This is a genomic window from Ornithinimicrobium cavernae (assembly GCF_003121625.1).
In the GTDB taxonomy this organism is placed as follows: domain Bacteria; phylum Actinomycetota; class Actinomycetes; order Actinomycetales; family Dermatophilaceae; genus Ornithinicoccus; species Ornithinicoccus cavernae.
Map to the genome: position 1 here is coordinate 1 of NZ_QDDJ01000010.1, position 19,340 is coordinate 19,340.

19 protein-coding genes and 1 tRNA gene are annotated in these 19,340 nt (G+C 71.4%); 5 read left to right on the top strand and 15 right to left on the bottom strand.

Annotated elements, in window-relative coordinates:
- Window positions 1–147 precede the first annotated feature (147 nt).
- On the bottom strand, window positions 148–681 hold the full coding sequence (locus tag DA085_RS12390) for a hypothetical protein (protein WP_154402189.1): 534 nt from the start codon (window positions 679–681) through the stop codon (window positions 148–150).
- A gap of 384 nt (window positions 682–1,065) precedes the next feature.
- Between DA085_RS12390 and DA085_RS12395 the strand changes: the two genes are divergently transcribed.
- Entirely contained in the window at window positions 1,066–1,314 is a 249-nt protein-coding gene (locus DA085_RS12395; protein ID WP_109473304.1) for a hypothetical protein, read from the top strand.
- A 12-nt stretch (window positions 1,315–1,326) separates the two neighbouring features.
- Here the strand turns inward: DA085_RS12395 and DA085_RS12400 are convergent, their stop codons facing one another.
- Window positions 1,327–1,635, bottom strand: coding sequence for a hypothetical protein (locus DA085_RS12400; protein ID WP_109473305.1), 309 nt, complete (start codon window positions 1,633–1,635; stop codon window positions 1,327–1,329).
- 5 nt (window positions 1,636–1,640) lie between these two features.
- Window positions 1,641–2,540: a Bax inhibitor-1/YccA family protein gene (locus DA085_RS12405; protein WP_109473306.1), complete on the bottom strand. Its 900-nt coding sequence runs from the start codon at window positions 2,538–2,540 to the stop codon at window positions 1,641–1,643.
- A gap of 171 nt (window positions 2,541–2,711) precedes the next feature.
- Between DA085_RS12405 and DA085_RS12410 the strand changes: the two genes are divergently transcribed.
- The 3 genes from DA085_RS12410 to DA085_RS12420 are packed head-to-tail and all read left to right on the top strand — an operon-like array spanning window position 2,712 to window position 6,335.
- The gene (locus DA085_RS12410; RefSeq protein WP_109473307.1) at window positions 2,712–5,186 is read left to right on the top strand and encodes a M14 family zinc carboxypeptidase; all 2,475 of its coding nucleotides are present in this window, start codon (window positions 2,712–2,714) and stop codon (window positions 5,184–5,186) included.
- Window positions 5,187–5,192: 6 nt separating this feature from the next.
- On the top strand, window positions 5,193–5,672 hold the full coding sequence (gene arfB / locus DA085_RS12415) for an alternative ribosome rescue aminoacyl-tRNA hydrolase ArfB (protein ID WP_109473308.1): 480 nt from the start codon (window positions 5,193–5,195) through the stop codon (window positions 5,670–5,672).
- Window positions 5,673–5,732: 60 nt separating this feature from the next.
- Window positions 5,733–6,335 (top strand): FMN-binding negative transcriptional regulator, encoded by a 603-nt coding sequence (locus DA085_RS12420; protein ID WP_237565478.1) that lies wholly within the window; start codon window positions 5,733–5,735, stop codon window positions 6,333–6,335.
- A gap of 185 nt (window positions 6,336–6,520) precedes the next feature.
- Here DA085_RS12420 and DA085_RS12425 read toward each other — a convergent pair.
- From DA085_RS12425 to DA085_RS12475, 11 genes are all read right to left on the bottom strand, one after another.
- A tRNA-Leu gene (locus DA085_RS12425) sits at window positions 6,521–6,594 on the bottom strand.
- Window positions 6,595–6,892: 298 nt separating this feature from the next.
- Complete coding sequence (locus tag DA085_RS12430; RefSeq protein ID WP_109473309.1) at window positions 6,893–7,780, bottom strand: uracil-DNA glycosylase; 888 nt, start codon at window positions 7,778–7,780, stop codon at window positions 6,893–6,895.
- A 13-nt stretch (window positions 7,781–7,793) separates the two neighbouring features.
- Complete coding sequence (locus DA085_RS12435; protein WP_109473310.1) at window positions 7,794–8,741, bottom strand: Ppx/GppA phosphatase family protein; 948 nt, start codon at window positions 8,739–8,741, stop codon at window positions 7,794–7,796.
- The gene (locus DA085_RS12440) at window positions 8,738–9,307 is read right to left on the bottom strand and encodes a DUF501 domain-containing protein (protein WP_109473311.1); all 570 of its coding nucleotides are present in this window, start codon (window positions 9,305–9,307) and stop codon (window positions 8,738–8,740) included. Before DA085_RS12440 ends, DA085_RS12435 begins: the two co-directional genes overlap by 4 nt.
- Complete coding sequence (locus tag DA085_RS12445) at window positions 9,291–9,905, bottom strand: FtsB family cell division protein (protein ID WP_109473312.1); 615 nt, start codon at window positions 9,903–9,905, stop codon at window positions 9,291–9,293. Before DA085_RS12445 ends, DA085_RS12440 begins: the two co-directional genes overlap by 17 nt.
- Before the next feature lie 65 nt (window positions 9,906–9,970).
- Complete coding sequence (gene eno / locus DA085_RS12450) at window positions 9,971–11,257, bottom strand: phosphopyruvate hydratase (protein WP_109473313.1); 1,287 nt, start codon at window positions 11,255–11,257, stop codon at window positions 9,971–9,973.
- A gap of 227 nt (window positions 11,258–11,484) precedes the next feature.
- Complete coding sequence (locus DA085_RS12455; RefSeq protein WP_109473314.1) at window positions 11,485–12,342, bottom strand: TrmH family RNA methyltransferase; 858 nt, start codon at window positions 12,340–12,342, stop codon at window positions 11,485–11,487.
- A gap of 37 nt (window positions 12,343–12,379) precedes the next feature.
- The gene (locus tag DA085_RS12460) at window positions 12,380–13,492 is read right to left on the bottom strand and encodes a nucleoside triphosphate pyrophosphohydrolase (RefSeq protein WP_237565479.1); all 1,113 of its coding nucleotides are present in this window, start codon (window positions 13,490–13,492) and stop codon (window positions 12,380–12,382) included.
- On the bottom strand, window positions 13,453–13,980 hold the full coding sequence (locus DA085_RS12465) for a hypothetical protein (RefSeq protein WP_109473315.1): 528 nt from the start codon (window positions 13,978–13,980) through the stop codon (window positions 13,453–13,455). The genes DA085_RS12460 and DA085_RS12465 overlap by 40 nt, the downstream gene beginning before the upstream one ends.
- A 79-nt stretch (window positions 13,981–14,059) precedes the next feature.
- Window positions 14,060–15,649 carry an ABC transporter permease gene (locus DA085_RS12470; RefSeq protein WP_109473316.1) on the bottom strand — a complete coding sequence of 530 codons (1,590 nt, stop codon included), beginning with the start codon at window positions 15,647–15,649 and terminating at the stop codon, window positions 14,060–14,062.
- Window positions 15,646–16,695, bottom strand: a complete 1,050-nt coding sequence (locus tag DA085_RS12475) for an ABC transporter ATP-binding protein (RefSeq protein WP_109473317.1) — start codon at window positions 16,693–16,695, stop codon at window positions 15,646–15,648. The genes DA085_RS12470 and DA085_RS12475 overlap by 4 nt, the downstream gene beginning before the upstream one ends.
- A gap of 64 nt (window positions 16,696–16,759) precedes the next feature.
- Here DA085_RS12475 and DA085_RS12480 point away from each other — a divergent pair, with 64 nt between their 5' ends.
- The gene (locus DA085_RS12480) at window positions 16,760–17,284 is read left to right on the top strand and encodes a GbsR/MarR family transcriptional regulator (RefSeq protein ID WP_109473318.1); all 525 of its coding nucleotides are present in this window, start codon (window positions 16,760–16,762) and stop codon (window positions 17,282–17,284) included.
- Here the strand turns inward: DA085_RS12480 and DA085_RS12485 are convergent.
- Entirely contained in the window at window positions 17,248–19,314 is a 2,067-nt protein-coding gene (locus DA085_RS12485; RefSeq protein ID WP_109473319.1) for a prolyl oligopeptidase family serine peptidase, read from the bottom strand. The two genes, DA085_RS12480 and DA085_RS12485, sit on opposite strands and share 37 nt — an antisense overlap.
- Window positions 19,315–19,340 lie beyond the last annotated feature (26 nt).

Genomic DNA, 19,340 nt, shown 5'->3' on the forward strand with positions numbered 1-19,340 from the left:
GGCCAGACCGCGGGCTCGACCGACCACCAGGACACCGGTGACGGCGAGAGCCACGACGAGACGACCAGCGGCGCGAGCAACGACGGCCCCTCCACACCCTGGTCGCGCGACCCCGACGCCCCACCACCCTTCTGACCCGAAGCAGCTTCAGACCTCAGGTCCTGGGTCTGGCACCGGCGTCAACGGAGTACCTGACCCAAGCGCTGGCTCATAACCACTCTCGCCGGTCAGCGTGCTGGTCCAGCCGTGCGGGGTCACTACATAGACGTCTCCGTCAAACGCCGCCATGAAATGGTTGGAGTAGCGCCAGGCGGAGAGGAACTGCCACTCGACATCCGTCGAGACGACCCTGCCCTCACGGCACACCACTGTGACAAAGGTGCCTGCGATCGGGCTCCCGGCCCGGCCATCGAGCGTGCGGGGCCGCTCCGGACCGATCGACGTGGCGATCCTGCGCAACTCACCACTCAAAGCATGGATGGCCCGGTGCTCCGCCTCATCATCGTCCCCCCGACAGGGTGCTGGCGTCACGATCCGCCCAAGCTCCAACACGTCCTGAGATTCGTTGTCGACACAGGCGATCAGGGTGGTGCCAGCACGCGCGCGGCCTCGTCGCACGATCTCGGACAACGTCAGTGACGTGTTTCGCAACTCCCATGGCTTTCCGTAGTGCGCTCTCATGAGGCACGAGTGTCGCGCCATGTTTCACCCCGCCGCTGGCGACCGCTTCCTACCTGTGGATAACTCGCGCAGCCGACGGCCGAACTCTGGTCGGCTACTCGTAGCACCGACGAGAGGAGACACCATGGGATACAGCACTCACTATCTCGGGCAGCTCGACATCGAGCCCCGCCTCAATCCGGAGGAGACGACCTGGTTGCGAGCATTTCAGCGCACCCACCGCGGGCTGCATCCGGACGACCCGTATGCCGTGCCGAAAATCCCGGGGCGGAACCGAGTGGGCATCCTTTGGTCCAGGAGTCGCCACCTGGCGCCTTGATCATCCCTCCTGGCGAACGCGGCCTGGCCCACTGCGACTGGACCCCCTGTGTGTCCGGATGCTGCTTGCAGTGGGTCGACATCGAGAAGTCCAACTCAGCCGTCCACGAGCTCCAGTACCTGATCGATCACTTCCTGCGGCCCGGAGCCCTCGCGGCCGACGACGGCCGGGATGATTTCTCCGACTTCACCTTCGATCACGTCGTGTCAGGCACCATCGCGGCGCGACGACAGGATGGTTGGCTCTATCTGATCCAGTGCCGCGACAACGCCATCAGTGAGGAGACTCTGGTGCCCGGGAGGGGACTGTGGTGAGAGGTGCCCAGCTCACCCGATGGCACGACGCAGCGCCGTGAGCTCGGCAGCGAGCACCGTGGGGTCCAGATCGGCCTCGCCGTAGTCGTAGACCATCACGCGCAACTGGTCCATCAGCACGGCCGGGCCGAGATCGGGGACGGGACCACGCGGCATACCCTCGGCCGTGGCGACGCGGTCGGCGAGGCTCTGCACCAGCCCCCGCACCTGCGGAGACACAGAGAGCGCGTGGTCCAGCGGCAGCTGCTGCCACCGCCGGACCACGCGCCCCAGCTCTGTCCCGATCACCTCGCGCGCAGCGCGCGGGTCGGGGGTGCTCATGTGCGTCAGTCGTTCTGCAGGATCGCAAACAGACGCAGGAACTCGATGTACAGCCACACCAGGCTGGCGACCAGGCCGTGGCCCATCAGCCAGGAGTACTTCTCCGGCGCGCCCGCGGCGATGCCACGGTCGACCGAGTCGAAGTCGACGGCCAGGGAGTAGGAGGCGAGCGCGACACCCAGGATGGAGACGGCGATTCCGAGCCACCCCTGGCTGTAGATGCCCCAGCCGTCACCGAAGCCCAGGAAGCTGGCACCGATGTTGATGAGCATGAAGACCAGGTAGCCCATCGCCATCATGCCGAAGATGCGGCGGGACTTGCTGGTGACCCTGATGAAGCCGACCTTCCAGGCGATGAACATGCCGACGAAGGTGCCCATCGTGGCGACCACGGCGCTGGTGACCACGCCTGGCCACATGGTGTTGAAGGTGACGCTGACCGCGCCGAGGAACAGGCCCTGCAGGACAGAGTGGGCCACGATCAGGGGGACGTTGACCTTCTTCTGGAAGGCGATCGCGAAGCTCAGACCCAGCGAGCCGAACATGCCCAGCAGCCAGATCGGCATCGCCAGCTCCGGGTTACCGAAGCCCAGTGTCTGCTTCGGGTCCACGAAGAACCAGGTGCCGATCGCGAACACCAGCACGATCCCGAACAGCGCCATCGACTTCATCACGACGTCGTCGAGCGTCAGCCGACCGGTCTGCGCCGGGCCGGCCGGCGCCTGGCGGTACATGTCCTCCAGCTGCTGCGGGCTCATGGACTCGCTCGCGCCGGGGTAGCCCATCGGCATCTGGGGCTGTCCCTGGGGGCCGGGCGCGCCATAGCCCTGCTGCGGCGCCTGGTTGAACCCGGCGTACTGCTGGGTTTCCTTGTCAATACGGTTGAAGACAGGGTTGGTCGCCATCTCTGGCCCTCCTCGTTAGCGGCACGTATGTGTCGTCAGTACACAGTTTAGAGCGAACGGGACCGCTGTGTTGTTCCCACCCCGACGCAACCCTCTTGCGCTCCCAGGGTGTCTTCCCGATATCCTGGAAAGCCTTTCGGCAAAGTCTTGCACCACCTCGAGGAGTCAACGATGTCGAGTCGAGTCCCTACGCGCCTGCTCGGCGCCACGGCGGTGGCCGCGCTGGCCGTGTCCGGAGCCGCCCTGCCCGCGACCTCGTTCGCGGAGGCTGCCCCGGCGATCGACGTGACACTCGCGCCGACGCCTGACTCCGAGGGCTACCCGCGCCAGAACCTCCTGGTGGAGCCGCCGGTGGACGAGTCCGATGCCTCGATCAAGCTGGGCCTGACCCCGTACCACGCGATCGCGCCGAAGCTCAACCAGCTGCAGCGCACCTCCCAGCGCGTCAGCGCCGAGGTCATCGGGCAGACCGTCACCGGCCGGGAGCTCTATCTGGTGACGCTGACCGCGCCGGAGTCCGCCGCCGAGGCCAAGCAGCAGGAGCGGATGCGGGAGCGGATCCTGCGTCAGCCCGAGCAGGCGGCCGGGGACCGCGGCCTGGCCAAGGACTACAAGACACCGATCTTCCTCAACAACAACATCCACGGCAACGAGTGGGAGGGCACGGACGCGGCCCTGCGCCTCATCGAGGACTATGCGACCAGCAACGACCCGGAGGTCGTCGAGGCGCTGGAGACCAGCCGGATCTATGTCGTGGTCACGATGAACCCGGACGGGCGTCACGGCAACACCCGCGCCAACGCCTCCGGCTTCGACATGAACCGCGACTTCATCACCGCCACCCAGCCCGAGGTGATCGCCGTCCGCGACACCCTCGTGCGCACCCAGCCCCTGGTGATGCTCGACCTGCACGGTTACGTGAACGGCACGCTCATCGAGCCGACCACCCCGCCGCACGGTGAGAACTACGAGTACGACCTGTTCATCAAGCACGCCTACCCCAACGGCCTGGGCATGGAGCAGGCCATCCTCGACCTGGGCTACACGCCCGAGGACGACGGCGTGAACCCGCCCCAGATCCCGTTCCGCGACTGGGAGGAGGGTTGGGACGACTGGCCGCCGATCTTCACCCCGCAGTACGCCGCCTACCACGGTGCGGTGGCGCACACCATCGAGTTCCCGATGCGCGTCAACAACGCGTCCTACAACCTGCCCGAGGAGGAGCTGCAGCGTCGCTCGGCGATCAACACCGACATCGCCCACGCCGCGATGACGTCCTCCATCGCCTACCTGCAGGAGCACCGCGACGAGCTCCTGGCCGACCAGATCGAGATCTTCCGTCGGGGCGTGACCGGCGCCGAGCCGGTCGAGGTCACCGACGAGCTGTTCCCGGAGATCGGTCCGGAGGACGTCTACCTCACCGAGTACCCGCGTGCCTACGTCATCCCCAACGACGACGAGCAGCGCTCGGCGCCCGCCGCTGCACGCCTGGTGGACCACCTCATCACCAACGGCGTGGAGGTCCGCACCACGCGCGAGCCGGTCACGATCGACGGCCGGACCTACGCGCCCGGCAGCTACGTGGTGGACATGCACCAGTCCCGTCGCGGCCTGGCCAACACCATCCTCGGGCCGGGCACCGACATCAGCGACCGGGTCGACTCGATGTATGACATCTCCGGCTGGAGCCTGGGTCTGCTCTGGGGTGCGGACGTGGCGACCATCCCCGAGGACGGCAGTATGCCGAGGGCCGGCAAGGCCATCGAGTCCGCCGTCCCGACCGGCCAGGTTGAGGGCGACGGCGACCTGGTCCTCCAGCTGAACGACCCGGCAGACCTCGCCGCACTGAACCACCTGGCTCGCTCCGACGTGGGCGTCGAGTGGCTCCCCAACGGCTCCGCTCTCGTCCCGGCGGCTGCAGCTGCCCAGGCGGAGGCGGCCGCGGACTCCTTCGGCGTCACGTTCGGCCCCGCCCCGGACGGCGCCAGCGGTGCCCCGGTGGACGAGTTCGTGGTCGCTGCGGCCGCCTCACCGCAGGAGCGCTGGGCCCTCAACGAGATGGGCTTCGAGGTCCGCGAGGTCAGCGCCACGGTGCTGAACGACGGCTTCGACTACTCCGACGTCGACGCGCTGTACGTCTCCTCCTCGGCGATCTCCTGGGGCTCGCTGGACGAGGAGGCCCGTAACGACCTGACCGGCTTCCTCGCCGACGGCGGTGGGTTCGTGGGGCGCGGGCTGCACGGGACGCGCCTCAACGACGAGCTCGGGCTCCTCGGCGTCACCCTCGAGCGTGGTCGCAGTGACGGCAACGGGGTCGTCGCAGTCGACAACGCCGGCACCGCCATCAGCGCCGGAGCGACCCCCCACTCCTTCGTCTACTCCCCCGGCTGGTTCACCGACCTGGGCGAGGACGTCACGGTCGACCAGAGCTACGCCGCCGACGACGTGCTGGTGAGCGGCCACTGGGCCGGCACCGCCGAGGAGGGTGGGCAGGATGCGGCTGCGGGTCAGCCCGTGATCGTCAGCGGGACCGACGACGACGGTGCCGCGGTGCTGTTCGGCAGCGAGCCGCTGTTCCGGGCCCACCCCAAGGGCCAGTTCCCCCTGGTCGGTCGCGCGCTGTTCTGGTCCGCCCTGCAGGACTGACCGACGGTGGCCCGGACCTCGGCGCCGGGTGCCGACCTCGTCGTCCCGCCGGGGCCAGGGCTGCCCGAGGGCCTGGTGATCCCGGCGGGCGAGCTGCTCGAGCGGTTCACCCGTGCGTCCGGGCCTGGCGGCCAGGGCGTCAACACCACTGACAGCCGGGTCCAGCTGACCTATCGCCCGGCGTCCTCGATCGCGGTCGCGGAGCTGCGGGAGGCTGCCCGCGACCGGCTCCTGCGGGGGCTGGAGCCGCACCTGGTCGGCGGGCAGCTGGTTGTCGTCGCCTCCGAGCACCGCGCCCAGCGGCAGAATCGGATCGCCGCCCGGCAGCGCCTCATCGACCTGCTCCGCGCAGCAGCAGCTCCCCCACCACCCGGTCGGCGCGCCACCAGACCCACCCGAGGCAGCCAGCGCCGACGGCTGGAGAGCAAGCGGCAGAGGTCACAGACCAAGGCGGGCCGGGGCCGTGTCACCGGGGAGGGCGACTGAACGTGCCCAACACCGAGCGGGCAGACTAGCTCGCACTGCCACCAGACGATCGAGGACGCCGTGAGACACACCCCGCACTACCTGATGACCGACCCCGACGAGGTCAAGCGCCTGATCCGTGGCAACCCGTGGGCCACGATCGTCTCCCCCGCCAGCACGGGACTGGTCGCCTCGCACTACCCGGTCCTGCTCGAGGAGGATGCCGAAGGCCTCAGCATCGTGAGCCACTTCGGGCGCCCGGACGAGCAGCTGCACGAGCTGGGCCAGCACGAGGTGCTCGTGATCATCCAGGGCCCGCACGACTATGTCTCCGCGAGCTGGTACGAGCCCGGAGATCTGGTCTCCACCTGGAACCATGTAACCGCCCACCTCTACGGCGTGCCGGAGATCCTCTCCGAGGAGGAGAACTACGCCGTCCTCTCCCGGCTGACCGACCACTTCGAGCAGGGCTACCCCCACGGCCGGAGCCTGTCCGAGGACGAGGCGGGCACACGACGGGCCGCCAAGGGGACGGTCGGTCTGCGCCTGCGGGTGACCCGGTTCGACGCCCGGGCCAAGCTCAGCCAGAACAAGAAGCCCGAGGTGCAGGACCGGATCGTGCAGGAGATCGGCACCAGCAACCCGGCCCTGGCCGAGGAGATGCGTCGGGTCCGCGAGGGCTAACCAGCCAGCCGCCCGGGGCCCAGCCAGCCGCACGGGGCCCAGCCAGCCGCCCGGGGCCCAGCCAGCCGCACGGGGCTCAGCCAGCCGCACGGGGGCCCAGCCAGCCGCACGGGGCTCAGCCAGCCGCACGGGGGCCCCGCCTCCCGCTCTCATCGTGCCCCGACGGTGTCAGGATCACGACGCCGTGCCCCCGACGGGACTCGAACCCGCACTGGACCCATTTTAAGTGGGCTGCCTCTGCCGGTTGGGCTACGAGGGCACCGGCCAGCCTATCGAGCCAGCGGCCTCTGATCGTCATGGCCCGGGCGGTGCTGAACCGCAGGGGCAGACATCTCGTCCGGCGGTGCTCAGACATCCGTCGGGATGCTCTACGGACATCCGTCGGGATGCTCTACGGACATCCGTCGGGATGCTCTACGAGCGAGTACCGCCGCTTGCGAGGTATTTCGGATCAACGGCACGGAGCCACAATGGGCCCGAACCGGCATGCACCAGGCTGCGTCAGGTGAACGCGCTTGACGTGAGACGTCCCGACACAAGACGTCGGTCGCCGCGCGTCACAGCACCGCGATGACCGCGTCCAGCATCTGCTCGGTGAGCTTGCCGGTGAAGGTGTTCTGCTGGCTGACGTGATAGCTGCCGACCAGCCGCACCGCCCGACCGTCCGGGGTCAGCAGCCCGGCCTGGGCCCCGTGACCGAACCTCGGCTTCGGCCGGGGCACGGTCCAGCCCATCTCGCGGACGGTGCGCAGGGTCGCGTCCCAGCCGATCGAGCCGAGCGCCAGGATGGAGCGGAGGACCGGCGCGGCGAGCTCGAGCTCGCGGTGCAGCCACGGCGCGCAGGTCGCCTTCTCCACCGTCGTCGGCTTGTTCTGCGGTGGCGCGCACCGCACCGCCGAGACGATGCGGATGCCTTGCAGCTCCAGGCCGTCGCCGGCGTGCTCACTGGTGGCCCGGGTGGCGTAGCCGCCGCGGTGCAGCGCCGCGTAGATCCAGTCCCCCGACCGGTCCCCGGTGAACATCCGCCCGGTCCGGTTGGCACCGTTGGCCGCGGGGGCCAGCCCGACGACGAGGACGGGCGCACCGGCCGGACCGAACCCGGCAGCGGGACGGCCCCAGTAGGGCTGGTCGGCGAAGGAGGCCCGGCGTCCGGTGGTCGCGACGGTCTCCCGCCACTGGACGAGGCGGGGGCAGGCCCGGCACACCGTGATGGCGGCGTCCAGGTCGCGGACCGAGCCGGCGGCCCGGGCCAGGCGCACCACCTGTGCCGGAGTGCGGGCCACGGGTGTCTGCGGCCCGGCAGGGTCACCCGGCCAGCCGGTCCCCGGCGGCACCGGGGAGGGGAACTCCTGACCGGTGATCGGGTGCGGGTCGGTCCCGGGGCCGCCCTCGGGCGCGCGTCGGGGGACTCCTGACGGGGACCGTGGGTGCGGAGCCGGTGACATGGCCGTATGCCGTTCAGCCGGCGGCAGGTGCGACCTGGGAGAGCGCGATCCCGTCGAGGATGTCGTGCTCCGAGGCGCGCACAGTGGTCAGTCCGGAGTCGTGCTGCACGCGTTGGATGACGCTGCGCCACACCAGCGCACCGGCGCCGATGACGTCCACCCGTCCCTCGTGCATGTAGGGCAGCGCCGCCCGCTCGTCCCGGGTCATCTGCACCAGGGCGGTGCACGCGGCGATAACCTGCTCGGCCGGCAGCTCGGCGCCGTGGATGGCCTCGGGCCGGTAGGTGTCCAGCCCCAGTGCGTGCGCGGTGACGGTCGTGACCGAACCAGCGACACCGACCAGCGTGCCGACCCCGCTGAGGTCGACCTGCTCGGCCGCGGCGTTGACAGCCACGGTGATGTCCCCGAGCGCGGGCCAGACCTCGGCCTCGGTGGGTGGGTCGCTGCGCAGGTGCCGCTCGGTCATCCGGACACAGCCGATGTCCACCGAGACGGACTGCTCGACGGTCTGGCTCCCGCGCACGAACTCGGTGGAGCCGCCCCCGATATCGACCACGAGATACGGCGCCGCTGCGGCCTCCAGACCGGTGGTGGCCCCGGCGAAGGACAGCGCAGCCTCCTCCTGGCCGGTGATGACCTCGGGCGCGGTGCCGAACGCGGCGAAGGCGTCCCGGACACCGGCGACGAAGTCAGCCGCGTTGGAGGCGTCCCGCGAGGCGGAGGTCGCCACGAACCGCACGGACGCACATCCCGCCTCCTCGCACAGGGTCGCGTAGTCCGCGGCGGCGGCCAGCGTGCGGGCCATCGGCTCGGCACCGATCCTTCCCGTGGCGTCGACGCCGTGCCCGAGCCGCACGATCCGCATCTCCCGGTGCACCTCCTCGAGCCCACCCGGAGTCACGTCCGCGATCAGCAGTCGGATCGAGTTGGTGCCGCAGTCGATCGCCCCGACCCGCGTCATACCGGCTCCTCCGAGGTCGTTCCGTCGGCTGCTGCCGGGTCGACGGCCATCTCGTCCTGCTCGGCGCAGCAGCCGTCGCGCCACCACTGCGGCAGGGCGGCCAGCGCCTCGTCCCCGAGGGGGTTGACGCCCGGCCCGACGGCCAGCGAGTGCGCCACCAGCACGTGCAGGCACTTGACCCGCGTGGGCATGCCGCCGGCGGAGATGCCCTCGATCTCCGGGACCGAGCCGAGCTCCGCCCGCCGGGCCAGATAGTCCTGGTGCGCCTCGGCATACCGGCTCGCCAGCTCCTGGTCGTGCTGGAGCCGCTCGGTCATCTCCCGCATCATCCCCTCGCTCTCCAGCGTGGAGATTGCGCCGGTCAGCCGGGGGCAGGTGGCGTAGAACGAGGTGGGGAACGGCGTGCCGTCGGGCAGGCGCGGCTCCGTGCGCACCACGTCGGGGCAGCCGCACGGGCAGCGGTGGGCGATCGCGACGACACCGCGCGGCACCCGGCCGAGCTGCCGGTGGATGGTGGCCAGGTCCTCCTCGGTGGGGACCTGGTGGTGCTCAGCGCTGGTCGGCATCGTCGTCCGGGGCGTCCGTCGCGGGTGGTGTGCCGCCGGGGGTCGTCGGCACGCCGCCCTGCGGGGTCTGGCCCTCCGGCAGCCTCTCGTTGGCGGTGACGACCGACTCCCAGACCTGGCCGTACCAGGGCCGGTGGGCGTGCACGTCCTCGGTCACCGGGGTCATGCCGGGCAGCGGCTCGCTCAGCTGCTCGCCGGTGTCGTCGAGCACGGTGAAGGCGACCTCACCGGGCTTGACGAACCGCAGCCGCTCGCGGGCCTGCTGCTCGACGTAGGCATCGTCCTCCCACCGCTCCAGCTCGGCCTCGATGCTGGCGATCTTGTCCTGCTCGGCGGCGATCATCTGCTCCGCGCGGGAGATGGCGGCACGCTGGTCGAGGTAGCCGCGCAGCGTCGGCGTGAGGAACAGCGCCAGGAAGCCGAGGAGCACGATGAGGGCACCGAGCCGCCACAGGTGCGGCGGGGTCTGCCGCCGGCCGGTCGTCGCTGGCGCTGCCCGGGGCGCGGAGCGGGGTGCGCTGGTCGGCCGGGCACGTGGCGCCGGCCGCTTGGCGCCCGGGCGCGACGAACCCCGGCCGGGGCCGCGGTTGGTGGCCATCTGCTCCTCCTCCCAGGAGTATGCCGAGTGCTCGGGTCAGCGGACCGGTGCCGGTCCTGGCGTGGTCAGGACTGCGCGCTGAAGCGCGGGAAGGCGCCCGCCCCGGCGTAGACCGCGGCGTCGTCGAGCTCCTCCTCGATGCGCAGCAGCTGGTTGTACTTGGCGACGCGCTCGGAGCGGGCGGGTGCGCCGGTCTTGATCTGGCCGCAGTTGGTGGCGACCGCGAGGTCGGCGATCGTGACGTCCTCGGTCTCGCCGGAGCGGTGGCTCATCATGCAGCGGTAGCCGTTGGTCTGCGCGAGGGTGACCGCGTCGAGGGTCTCGGTGAGCGTGCCGATCTGGTTGACCTTGACCAGCAGTGCGTTGCCGATGCCCTCGGTGATGCCGCGCTGCAGCCGCTCGGGGTTGGTGACGAACAGGTCGTCGCCGACGAGCTGGACACGTGCGCCGAGGCGCTCGGTCATCGCCTTCCAGCCGGCCCAGTCCTCCTCATTGAGCGGGTCCTCGATGGAGACCAGCGGGTAGGCGTCGACGAGCTCGGTGTAGTAGTCGATCATCTCCTCGGCGGTCTTGCTGCCCCCCTCGAAGGCGTAGGAGCCGTCCTCGAAGAACTCGCTGGCGGCCACGTCGAGGGCCAGGGCGATGTCGCTGCCGGCGGTGTAACCCGCCTTGGTGATCGCCTCCAGGATCAGGTCGAGGGCGGCCCGGTTGGACTCGAGGTTTGGCGCGAAGCCGCCCTCGTCGCCGAGGCCGGTGCTCAGGCCGCGCTCCTTGAGGACGGACTTCAGCGCGTGGTAGACCTCGGTGCCCCAGCGCAGGGCCTCGCGGAAGGAGCCGGCGCCGATCGGGGCGATCATGAACTCCTGGATGTCGACGTTGGAGTCGGCGTGGGAGCCACCGTTGAGGATGTTCATCATCGGGACGGGCAGCACGTGTGCGTTGGGACCACCGACGTAGCGGAACAGCGGCAGCTCGGCTGAGTCCGCGGCCGCGTGGGCCACCGCGAGGCTGACCCCGAGGATGGCGTTGGCGCCGATCTCGGCCTTGTTGTCGGTGCCGTCGACGGCCAGCATCTCGGCGTCGACCAGGCGCTGCTCGCTGGCCTCGAACCCCAGGAGACGGGGCTCCAGGTCGTCCATGACCGCGGTGACGGCCTGCTCGACGCCCTTGCCCAGGTAGCGACCCTCGGCGCCGTCACGGCGCTCGACCGCCTCGAACTGACCGGTGGAGGCACCCGAGGGCACGGCGGCCCGCCCCACGGTGCCGTCGTCCAGACCGACCTCCACCTCGACAGTCGGGTTGCCGCGGGAGTCAAGGATCTCCCGGGCGATGATCGCGTCGATGACTGCCACGACTACTCCTTCAGGTGCACACAGGTCAGGTCACCCCGAGCCTAACGGCCCGGGCCCGCCAACCTCGACCGGGCGCACCGTGACACGAGATTCCGGCCCACCGGGCGCACCGTGACACGAGATCCCGGCCCACCCACTCACCGTGACACGAGATCCCGGCCCACCGGGCGCATCGTGACACGAGATCCCGGCCCACCCACTCACCGTGACACCAGATCCCGGTCACCTCAGGTCTGGCTGCCCCGCTGCTGCAGCGCCTCGTGCAGCACGACCGATCCGGCCACCGCGGCGTTGAGCGAGCTGGCCGCGCCGACCATCGGGATGCTCACGACCGCGTCGCAGGCCTCGCGCCAGGCGCGGGTCAGCCCCCGGGTCTCGTTGCCGACGACGAGGACGGTCGGGCCGGTCAGGTCCGTCTCGCGCAGCACGGAGTCACCCCCCTCGTCCAGGCCCAGGACCTGCCACGGGACCCCGTCCCGCTCCCGCCGGCCCTCCAGCCAGGCGAGCACCTCGGCGTGCGAGGGCACCCGCACCACGGGGACGGTGAGCATCGAGCCCGTGCTGGCGCGGACGCACCGCGGGTCGTAGGGGTCGGACGCGTGACCGGTCACCACCACACCGGAGCCGCCGAAGGCGTCGACCGAACGGACCAGGGTCCCGATGTTGCCCGGGCTGCCGGGGCGGTCGAACACCGTGATCAGGGGTGGCTGCGATGAACGCTGGGCGGCGGCGCCGAGCAGCCGGTCCAGGTCGTCCCGGGGCAGCTCCACGACGGCGAGCAGCTCGGGGGCCGACTCCTCCTTGCCGCCCAGCTCGGCCAGCAGCTCCTCGGCCAGCACCGCGCGCTGGTCCGCGACCACGGAGTCCCACACACCCTCGGCCCACGAGGACAGGTCCTGGTCCCTGCGCAGCAGCGCGTGCACCGGCCACCCGTGCTCCAGCGCCAGGGTCAGCGGGCGCACGCCCTGCACGAGGAACTCGCGGTGGCGGTTGCGCTTCGTGCGGTTGCCCAACAGCGAGTGCCACTGCTGGAAGGTCGCGTTGCGGCTGCGGATCCGCAGGACGCGGTCCTGCCCCGCGCTCATGCTCTGGCCCGCGGCCGGCGGATGAGGGCGACCGGACTCATGGGGCAGGGCCGAAGTCGACCGACGCCAGCTCTCGCAGCAGCTCGCGCAGCGCGGCGGAGGGGTCGACGCCCGCGGCACGGGCAGCCAGGACCACGTCCATGAGCCGTGCGGCGACGACGCCACTGCACTCGGCCTCCACTGCCGTCGCCTCCGCCCCCGCCGCCTCCACTGCCGCTGCCTCGGCTCCCGACGCTCCGCCGGCACCGACCTCGCCCCTTCCCAGCCGGGCGTCGATCTCGGCCCGCAGCCGGTCGGCGAGCCCGGCCCGTTCCAGCCGTGAGGCGACCTTGGCGGCGCGGGCGAGCGCCGGCATACCGGCCGGGATGCCCTCCAGGGGGTGCTCCCGGTGCGGCTTCTCGACAGCCTTCAGCTGCTCCCAGTTCGCCTCCACCGCAGCGGCATCGGCGGCCTCGACGTCGGCGAAGACGTGCGGGTGGCGGTGCACCAGCTTGTCCACGAGCCGGGCACTGACGTCGTCGATGTCGAAGCCGTCCGCACGCTCGGCCGCCACCCGGGCATGGAAGACGACCTGCAGCAGGACGTCGCCCAGCTCCTCGACGATGTGGTCGTCATCACCCGACTCCAGCGCCTCGACGGCCTCGTGCGCCTCCTCCACCATGTAGGGCACCAGGCTCTGGTGGGTCTGCTCCGCGTCCCACGGACACCCGCCCGGCGAGCGCAGCCGGTCCATGACCGCGACGACGTCGAGCAGCCGTGAGCCGGGCTGGTCCCACGAGCCGACCAGCACCTCCACCTCGGGCGCGGCCGCACCGCCTCTGCGGGTCGCCTCGGCCGCCAGCGCATCGGTGAGGCCCGGGTCACCGTCGGGCGAGCCGACCCACACGACCGTCGCCCCCGTGGCGCGGTCGAGCAGCTCTCGGGCCAGCTGCCGCGGGTCAGCCGACGCGGCGGTCACCTCGGTGCCGGTGGCCCGTATGGCGCGTGGCTGGGGATCCGACAGGGTGCGGGCGAGCACGGCGCCGGCCTCCTCGACACGGCTCCACGCCTCGCGCGACAGCAGGCCCGGGGCCAGCCTCGGCGAGGTCAGCAGGAGGCTGAGGCGACCGCTCAGTTCTGCGCCTCGGCGCCGGTCACCTGGGTGATCCACTCGGGGGTCTGCGCCACGACCTGGCCGTTCTCGGCGTCCCACTCGCCGTAGCGCGGGTTGACCTCGATCGTGAGGCCCTCGGTCGGCGGCAGCTGCTGGGCCGACTGGAGGTAGTTGATCGAGCGGTAGAGGTCGATGACGCTCTCACTGGGGTTCTGCAGGCCACCACCGCGCAGGTCGTTGACCAGCTGCGCGTCGGTGATCGGCGGGTTGCCGGCCTCGCGGTGCGCCTGCTCGGCCAGGTCGCCGTAGACGAGCAGGGTGAGCACGTCGGTGGGCGTGGTCGGCGACACCGGCAGGGTGTTGAACTCCTTGGTCGCCTCCTGGACCTGGGCGACCGTGATCTCCTTGCCGTCGACCACGGCGGCCACCCCCGAGGACAGGCCGCTGTCGGAGCATCCGGAGAGCACGAGGGCACCGGCCGCCGCGACGGCGAGCACGGTCGTCGAGCGACGGACACGGGTCAGGGAACTGGCTGCGATCCTCACGGGCACATCATGTCACCTGCCGCCGCGAGGTCGGTCAGGCGCTCGGAGTGACCCCTTCACGCGCTGGCCGCCTCACGTGTCAGGCGCTGTCCACGTCGCGGCGGCGCAGGCCGAGCACGGCCAGCGCCAGCAGCAGCGCGGCGACGGCCGTCAGGCCGGCCACCACCGGCCAGCCCATCGGCTCCAGGGGCAGGCGCGGGGTCAGGTTGAACGGCGAGAGGTCGCGCACGGACTCGGGGATCGTGAGCAGGTCACCGAGCCAGCCGACCACGAAGCAGCCGGCCAGGACCACCCAGCTCAGCACACCCAGCCTCGGCAGCCAGCCGTGCAGCGCCGCCGCGAGCCCACCGATGACCGCGACCGCGGGCAGGTAGGCGAGGGTGGCGCCGAGGAGCTCACCGAACCGGTCGGCGGAGCCGCTGACGAGGGTGTCAGCCACGGCGACGCCGAGGCCGGTGGCGAGCAGCACCAGCACGGTGCCGCCGGCCGTCACCGCGAGCCACCCCAGCTGCCAACCACGCCGCAGGATGCGCGTGGACAGCACCAGCTCGGCGCGGGCCTCGGACTCCTCCGCGCGCAGCCGGTGCACCGAGGACACCGTGAAGCACGCGACCACCAGCGCCAGGATGAGCAGGATCAGACCGAAGTAACCCGCCACGAGGTCGTCACCGCCGGCGGCACCGAACATGTCGGCCAGCTCCGGGTTGTCCTCCAGCATCGTGGTCACCTCGTTGCCGAAGGACCCGAAGGCCAGCCCGCCCAGGAACAGCCCGACGGCCCACCACAGCAGCGAGGAGCGCTGCTGGCGGAGCGCGAGCCCCGGCACCGAGGAGAGCAGGCGCGAAGCGCGCGGGGCACCCGGCCTGGTCGGCACGAGCCCGGCACCCACGTCACGGCGCCGGGTGAGCAGGACCGCGGCGACGGTCAGCACCGCGGCGAGCGCGAGGGGCAGCAGCAGCGGCCACCACCGCTGGTCCCCGTAGGCGTTGACGGACTGCACCCAGCCGACCGGGGACAGCCAGGACGCCGCGCTGTCCCGGACGTCGCCCAGGGAGCGCAGCGCCCAGGAGACACCCAGGACCGCGACCGCCATGCCCAGCGCGGCACGGGAGTGCTCGGTCAGCTGCGCGGCGACGGCGGTGACCGCGACGAACACCAGCCCCAGGCACGCCATCGCCGCCCCGAACAGGAGCGAGCCACCGGCCGGCAGCCCGAGCCCGGCCAGCGACCCCGCGATGAGGAGGCCCACCACCAGGCTCGCGCCACCGACCACCACCAGGGCCGCGGCCAGCGGCGCGTGCCGTCCGAGGACGCCCGCGCGCAGCAGCTCGGTGCGGCCGGCCTCCTCCTCGGCGCGGGTGTGCCGCACGGTGAGGAAGATGGCCATGAGGGCAGCGCCCAGCGCCGCCGTGAGGTTGATCTCGAAGACGGTGATGCCGCCGACACTGTCCAGGCCCTGGGGCGGGCCGCTCATGACGATGGCGGCGGGGCTGTTGCTCACGGTGGCGGCATAGCCGGCCCGCAGCTCGGGCGTGTTGTAGACGCCCTGCACCGCCGACGCCGAGGCGGCGACGATGCCGACGATCGCCACGACCCACACGGGCAGGTGGATCCGGTCCAGCCTCAGGAACAGGCGGACCATCTGTCCGGTGCCGGTCAGGCCGCTCACCGGTCCGCCCCCCTCGCGCTCCCGCGGCCCGCCCCCGCAGCCTCGCCCGTCGCCTCTCCCCCAGCCGCAGCCGTGGTGGCCCCGGCCGCCCGACCGACGGGCCCGGCAGCGTGACCTCCGCCGGCGCCGTCCGCGTGCTCAGGCGTCTGGTCCTGAGGCGGCAGCCGGTCGCCGTACTGGTTCAGGAAGAGCTCCTCCAGGGTGGGCGGGTGAGCCTGCAGGGACCGGATCCGCAACCCGGACAGGTGCGCGATCGCCTCGTCCAGGTGGTCGGTGTCGACCTTGAAGGTGACCCGGCCGTCCATGTGCTCCAGGTCGCTCACCCCGGCGATGCGGGACAGCCCGTCGGCGGGGCGGTCCGTCTCGGCGGTCACGGTCGTGCTGGTCAGGTGGCGCAGGTCGGCCAGCGTGCCGCTCTGCACGGTGCGACCGGCCCGGATGATGGAGATCCGGTCGCACAGGGCCTCCACCTCGGCCAGGATGTGGCTGCTCAGCAGGACGGTGCGCCCCTCGTCCCTGGCGCGGTGGATCCAGCTCTGGAAGACCTCCTCCATCAGGGGGTCCAAGCCGTTGGTCGGCTCGTCCAGGATCAGCAGGTCGGCGGTCGAGGCGAGCGCCGCGACGAGCGCGACCTTCTGCCGGTTGCCCTTGGAGTAGGTCCTGCTCTTCTTGCGCGGGTCGAGCTCGAAGTCGGACAGCAGCTCAGCACGGCGGGCCTCGTCCAGCCCGCCGCGCAGCCGGCCGATCAGGTCGATCACCTCGCCGCCGGTGAGCCCCGGCCAGAGCGCCACGTCACCGGGCACGTAGGCCAGGCGCCGGTGCAGGGTGGCCGCGTCGCGCCACGGGTCCCCGCCGAGCAGGGTCGTGCGCCCCGAGTCCGGCCGGAGCAGCCCGAGCAGCACCCGGATGGTGGTCGACTTGCCGGAGCCGTTCGGGCCGAGGAAGCCGTGCACCTCCCCCTGCTCGACCGTCAGGTCCAGACCGTCGAGCGCGTGCGTCGAGCCGAACGACTTGTGCAGCTGGTCAACGACAATCGGTGCGTCCATGCGTTAGAATCTACATCATCTTCACATTTTTGTGAATGTAATTAACACCACAGGAGGTTCCGCGATGGCTGAGCAGGTGGCGCCGCAGGAGGGGCCCGACGGGTTCTCGGAGGCCCAGCTGGCCTACGTCGAGGACCTCGCCGCGACGATCACGGCCTCGGGCGTCCAGCGCATGCCCTCGCGGGTCTACGCGGCGATCCTGGTCAGCGAACAGGGCAGCATGACGGCGGCCCAGCTGGCCGCGACCCTGCAGGTGAGCCCCGCGGCGGTCTCGACCGCCGTGCGCTGGCTCACCCAGGTCGGCATGGTCTCCCGGCGCAGCACACCGGGCAGCCGCCGGGAGCAGTATGTCGTCGACAGCGACTCCCTCATCCGCCTCATCGCCCACGACACCAGCGCCCTCAACTCCTGGACGTCCGGGTTCGCGCGCGGCCTGGAGGTCGTCGAGCCCGGCAGCTCGGCGGCCCACCGGCTGGCCGAGCTCCGGGAGTTCTTCACCTTCCTCGTGGAGGAGATGGACGGCGTGATGCAGCGCTGGCAGGAGCGGAAGAATCAGTCCAGCCCGAGCCGCTCGGCCAGGAAGCGGTAGGCCAGCGCCTGCATGTGGGCCAGCTGGGCGTTCGTCGCCGCGCCGCCGTGCCCGCCCTCGATGTTCTCGTAGTAGGTGACGTCCTTGCCGCCGGCCAGCATCCGGGCCGCCATCTTGCGGGCGTGCCCGGGGTGGACCCGGTCGTCCCGCGTCGAGGTGGTGAACAGCACCGGCGGGTAGTCCCGGTCGGTCTCGACCAGGTGGTAGGGGCTGAACGTCCGGATGAACTCCCACTCCTCCGGGAGGTCCGGGTCGCCGTACTCGGCCATCCACGACGCGCCCGCGAGCAGGTGGGAGTACCTCCTCATGTCCAGCAGCGGGACCTGGACGACCACGGCCCCGAACAGCTCCGGGTACTGCGTGAGCATGTTGCCCGTGAGCAGCCCACCGTTCGACCCGCCCTGCACGCCCAGCCGCTGCGGCGTGGTGACGCCGCTGTCGACGAGGTCGCGAGCGACGGCCGAGAGGTCCTCGTAGGCGCGGTGGCGCCTCTCCCGCAGCGCCGCCTGGTGCCAGCCCGGGCCGTACTCACCGCCCCCGCGGATGTTGGCCAGGGCATAGGCACCGCCCCGCTCCAGCCAGGCGGCACCGAGCCCTCCGGAGTAGGACGGGGTGAGCGAGACCTCGAAGCCCCCGTAGCCGTAGAGCAGGGTCGGTGTGGTCCCGTCGGCCGGCAGGTCCTCCCGGTGCACGAGGAAGTAGGGCACCCGGGTCCCGTCCGCGGAGGTGACGAACCGCTGCTCGGCGACCAGGCCCGTGGGGTCGAAGAAGCTCGGCATCGCCCGGAGCGGCTCCGGCACCCGGCCCGTCGACACGTCCGCGATCCCCAGGGTCGTGGGCGTCAGGAAGTCGGTGGTCCAGACCCACACGGCGTCCGAGGTCACCCGGTCCACGGCCGCGACCTGGGTCGTGCCCACCTCGGGCGCGCCGGGGAACGGCGCCGACGTGAAGCCGTCCGCCCCCGGGGTGAGCACCTGCAGCCGGTTGGTGACGTCCTCCAGCACGTTGAGGACCAGGTGCCCCCGGGTCCAGGTGTAGCCGGCCAGCGAGCTGGTCGGGGTGGGCGCGAAGAGCACCTCCAGGTCCCTTGACCCGGCCAGGAACTGAGCCAGCCGTATGCCGAGGAGCGAGCCTGCCGCATACGTCACCTGCTCCGGGGTCCAGTCATCCCTCAGCTCCACGGTCAGCCACTCCCGGACCACCCCGACCCGCGCCGAGTCCGGCACGTCGATCAGCACGAGGCTGCCGTCACCGTCCAGCAGGTAGGTCCGGCTGGTGTAGAAGGTGAGGGCACGGTGGACCAGGTCCCGCTCGTGGCCCGGCGTCTGGTCGTGCGAGGCGGCGACGGCGATGTCGGTCGCCTCACCCTCGAAGACCACCTCCGCCTCCTCGATCGGGGTGCCCCGCCGCCAGCGACGCGCGGTCCTGGGGTAGCCGCTGTCGGTCAGGCTCCCGGGGCCGGTGTCGGTCATCAGGAAGAGCGTGTCCTCGTCGATCCAGGAGACGCTGCCCTTGGCCTCCGGCCGGTGGAAGCCGTCGACGACGAACTCCTTGGTGTGCAGGTCGAACTCGCGGGAGACGTCGGCGTCGGCGCCACCGCGGGACAGCTCGACCATCGCCAGCCGGTGGTCGTCGTCCGCGCTGCCGCGGCTGCGCCGCAGCACGGTCGCCCCGTGCCAGACCCAGTTCTCGCCCTCCGCACGCCCGAGCTCGTCCAGGTCCAGGACCGTCTCCCAGTCCGGCTCCTCAGTGCGGTAGGAGTCCAGGGTGGTGCGCCGCCAGACCCCGCGCTCGTGCCGGGCGTCCTTCCAGAAGTTGTAGTAGTGCTCGCCGATCCTGGTCAGGTCCGGGATCTTGGCCTCGGAGTCGAGCATCGCCAGGATCCGGTCGCGGGTGGCCCCGAACTCCGGCGTGGCCGCGATCCGGGCCGCCTCACCCGCGTTGCGCTCCCGCACCCAGGCCAGCTGCTCGGCCCCCTCGACGTCCTCGAGCCAGGCGTGCTCGTCCGTGCTGTTCTCGACCGTGTCCACCCGGTCAGCGTAGGCGCTCGCTCCCG

Coding starts and splice junctions, on each gene's coding strand:
- DA085_RS12390 (WP_154402189.1), bottom strand. CDS start 681: ATGAGAGCGCACTACGGAAAGCCATGGGAGTTGCGAAACACGTCACTG.
- DA085_RS12400 (WP_109473305.1), bottom strand. CDS start 1,635: ATGAGCACCCCCGACCCGCGCGCTGCGCGCGAGGTGATCGGGACAGAG.
- DA085_RS12405 (WP_109473306.1), bottom strand. CDS start 2,540: ATGGCGACCAACCCTGTCTTCAACCGTATTGACAAGGAAACCCAGCAG.
- DA085_RS12410 (WP_109473307.1), top strand. CDS start 2,712: ATGTCGAGTCGAGTCCCTACGCGCCTGCTCGGCGCCACGGCGGTGGCC.
- DA085_RS12430 (WP_109473309.1), bottom strand. CDS start 7,780: ATGTCACCGGCTCCGCACCCACGGTCCCCGTCAGGAGTCCCCCGACGC.
- DA085_RS12435 (WP_109473310.1), bottom strand. CDS start 8,741: ATGACGCGGGTCGGGGCGATCGACTGCGGCACCAACTCGATCCGACTG.
- DA085_RS12440 (WP_109473311.1), bottom strand. CDS start 9,307: ATGCCGACCAGCGCTGAGCACCACCAGGTCCCCACCGAGGAGGACCTG.
- DA085_RS12445 (WP_109473312.1), bottom strand. CDS start 9,905: ATGGCCACCAACCGCGGCCCCGGCCGGGGTTCGTCGCGCCCGGGCGCC.
- DA085_RS12455 (WP_109473314.1), bottom strand. CDS start 12,342: ATGAGCGCGGGGCAGGACCGCGTCCTGCGGATCCGCAGCCGCAACGCG.
- DA085_RS12475 (WP_109473317.1), bottom strand. CDS start 16,695: ATGGACGCACCGATTGTCGTTGACCAGCTGCACAAGTCGTTCGGCTCG.
- DA085_RS12480 (WP_109473318.1), top strand. CDS start 16,760: ATGGCTGAGCAGGTGGCGCCGCAGGAGGGGCCCGACGGGTTCTCGGAG.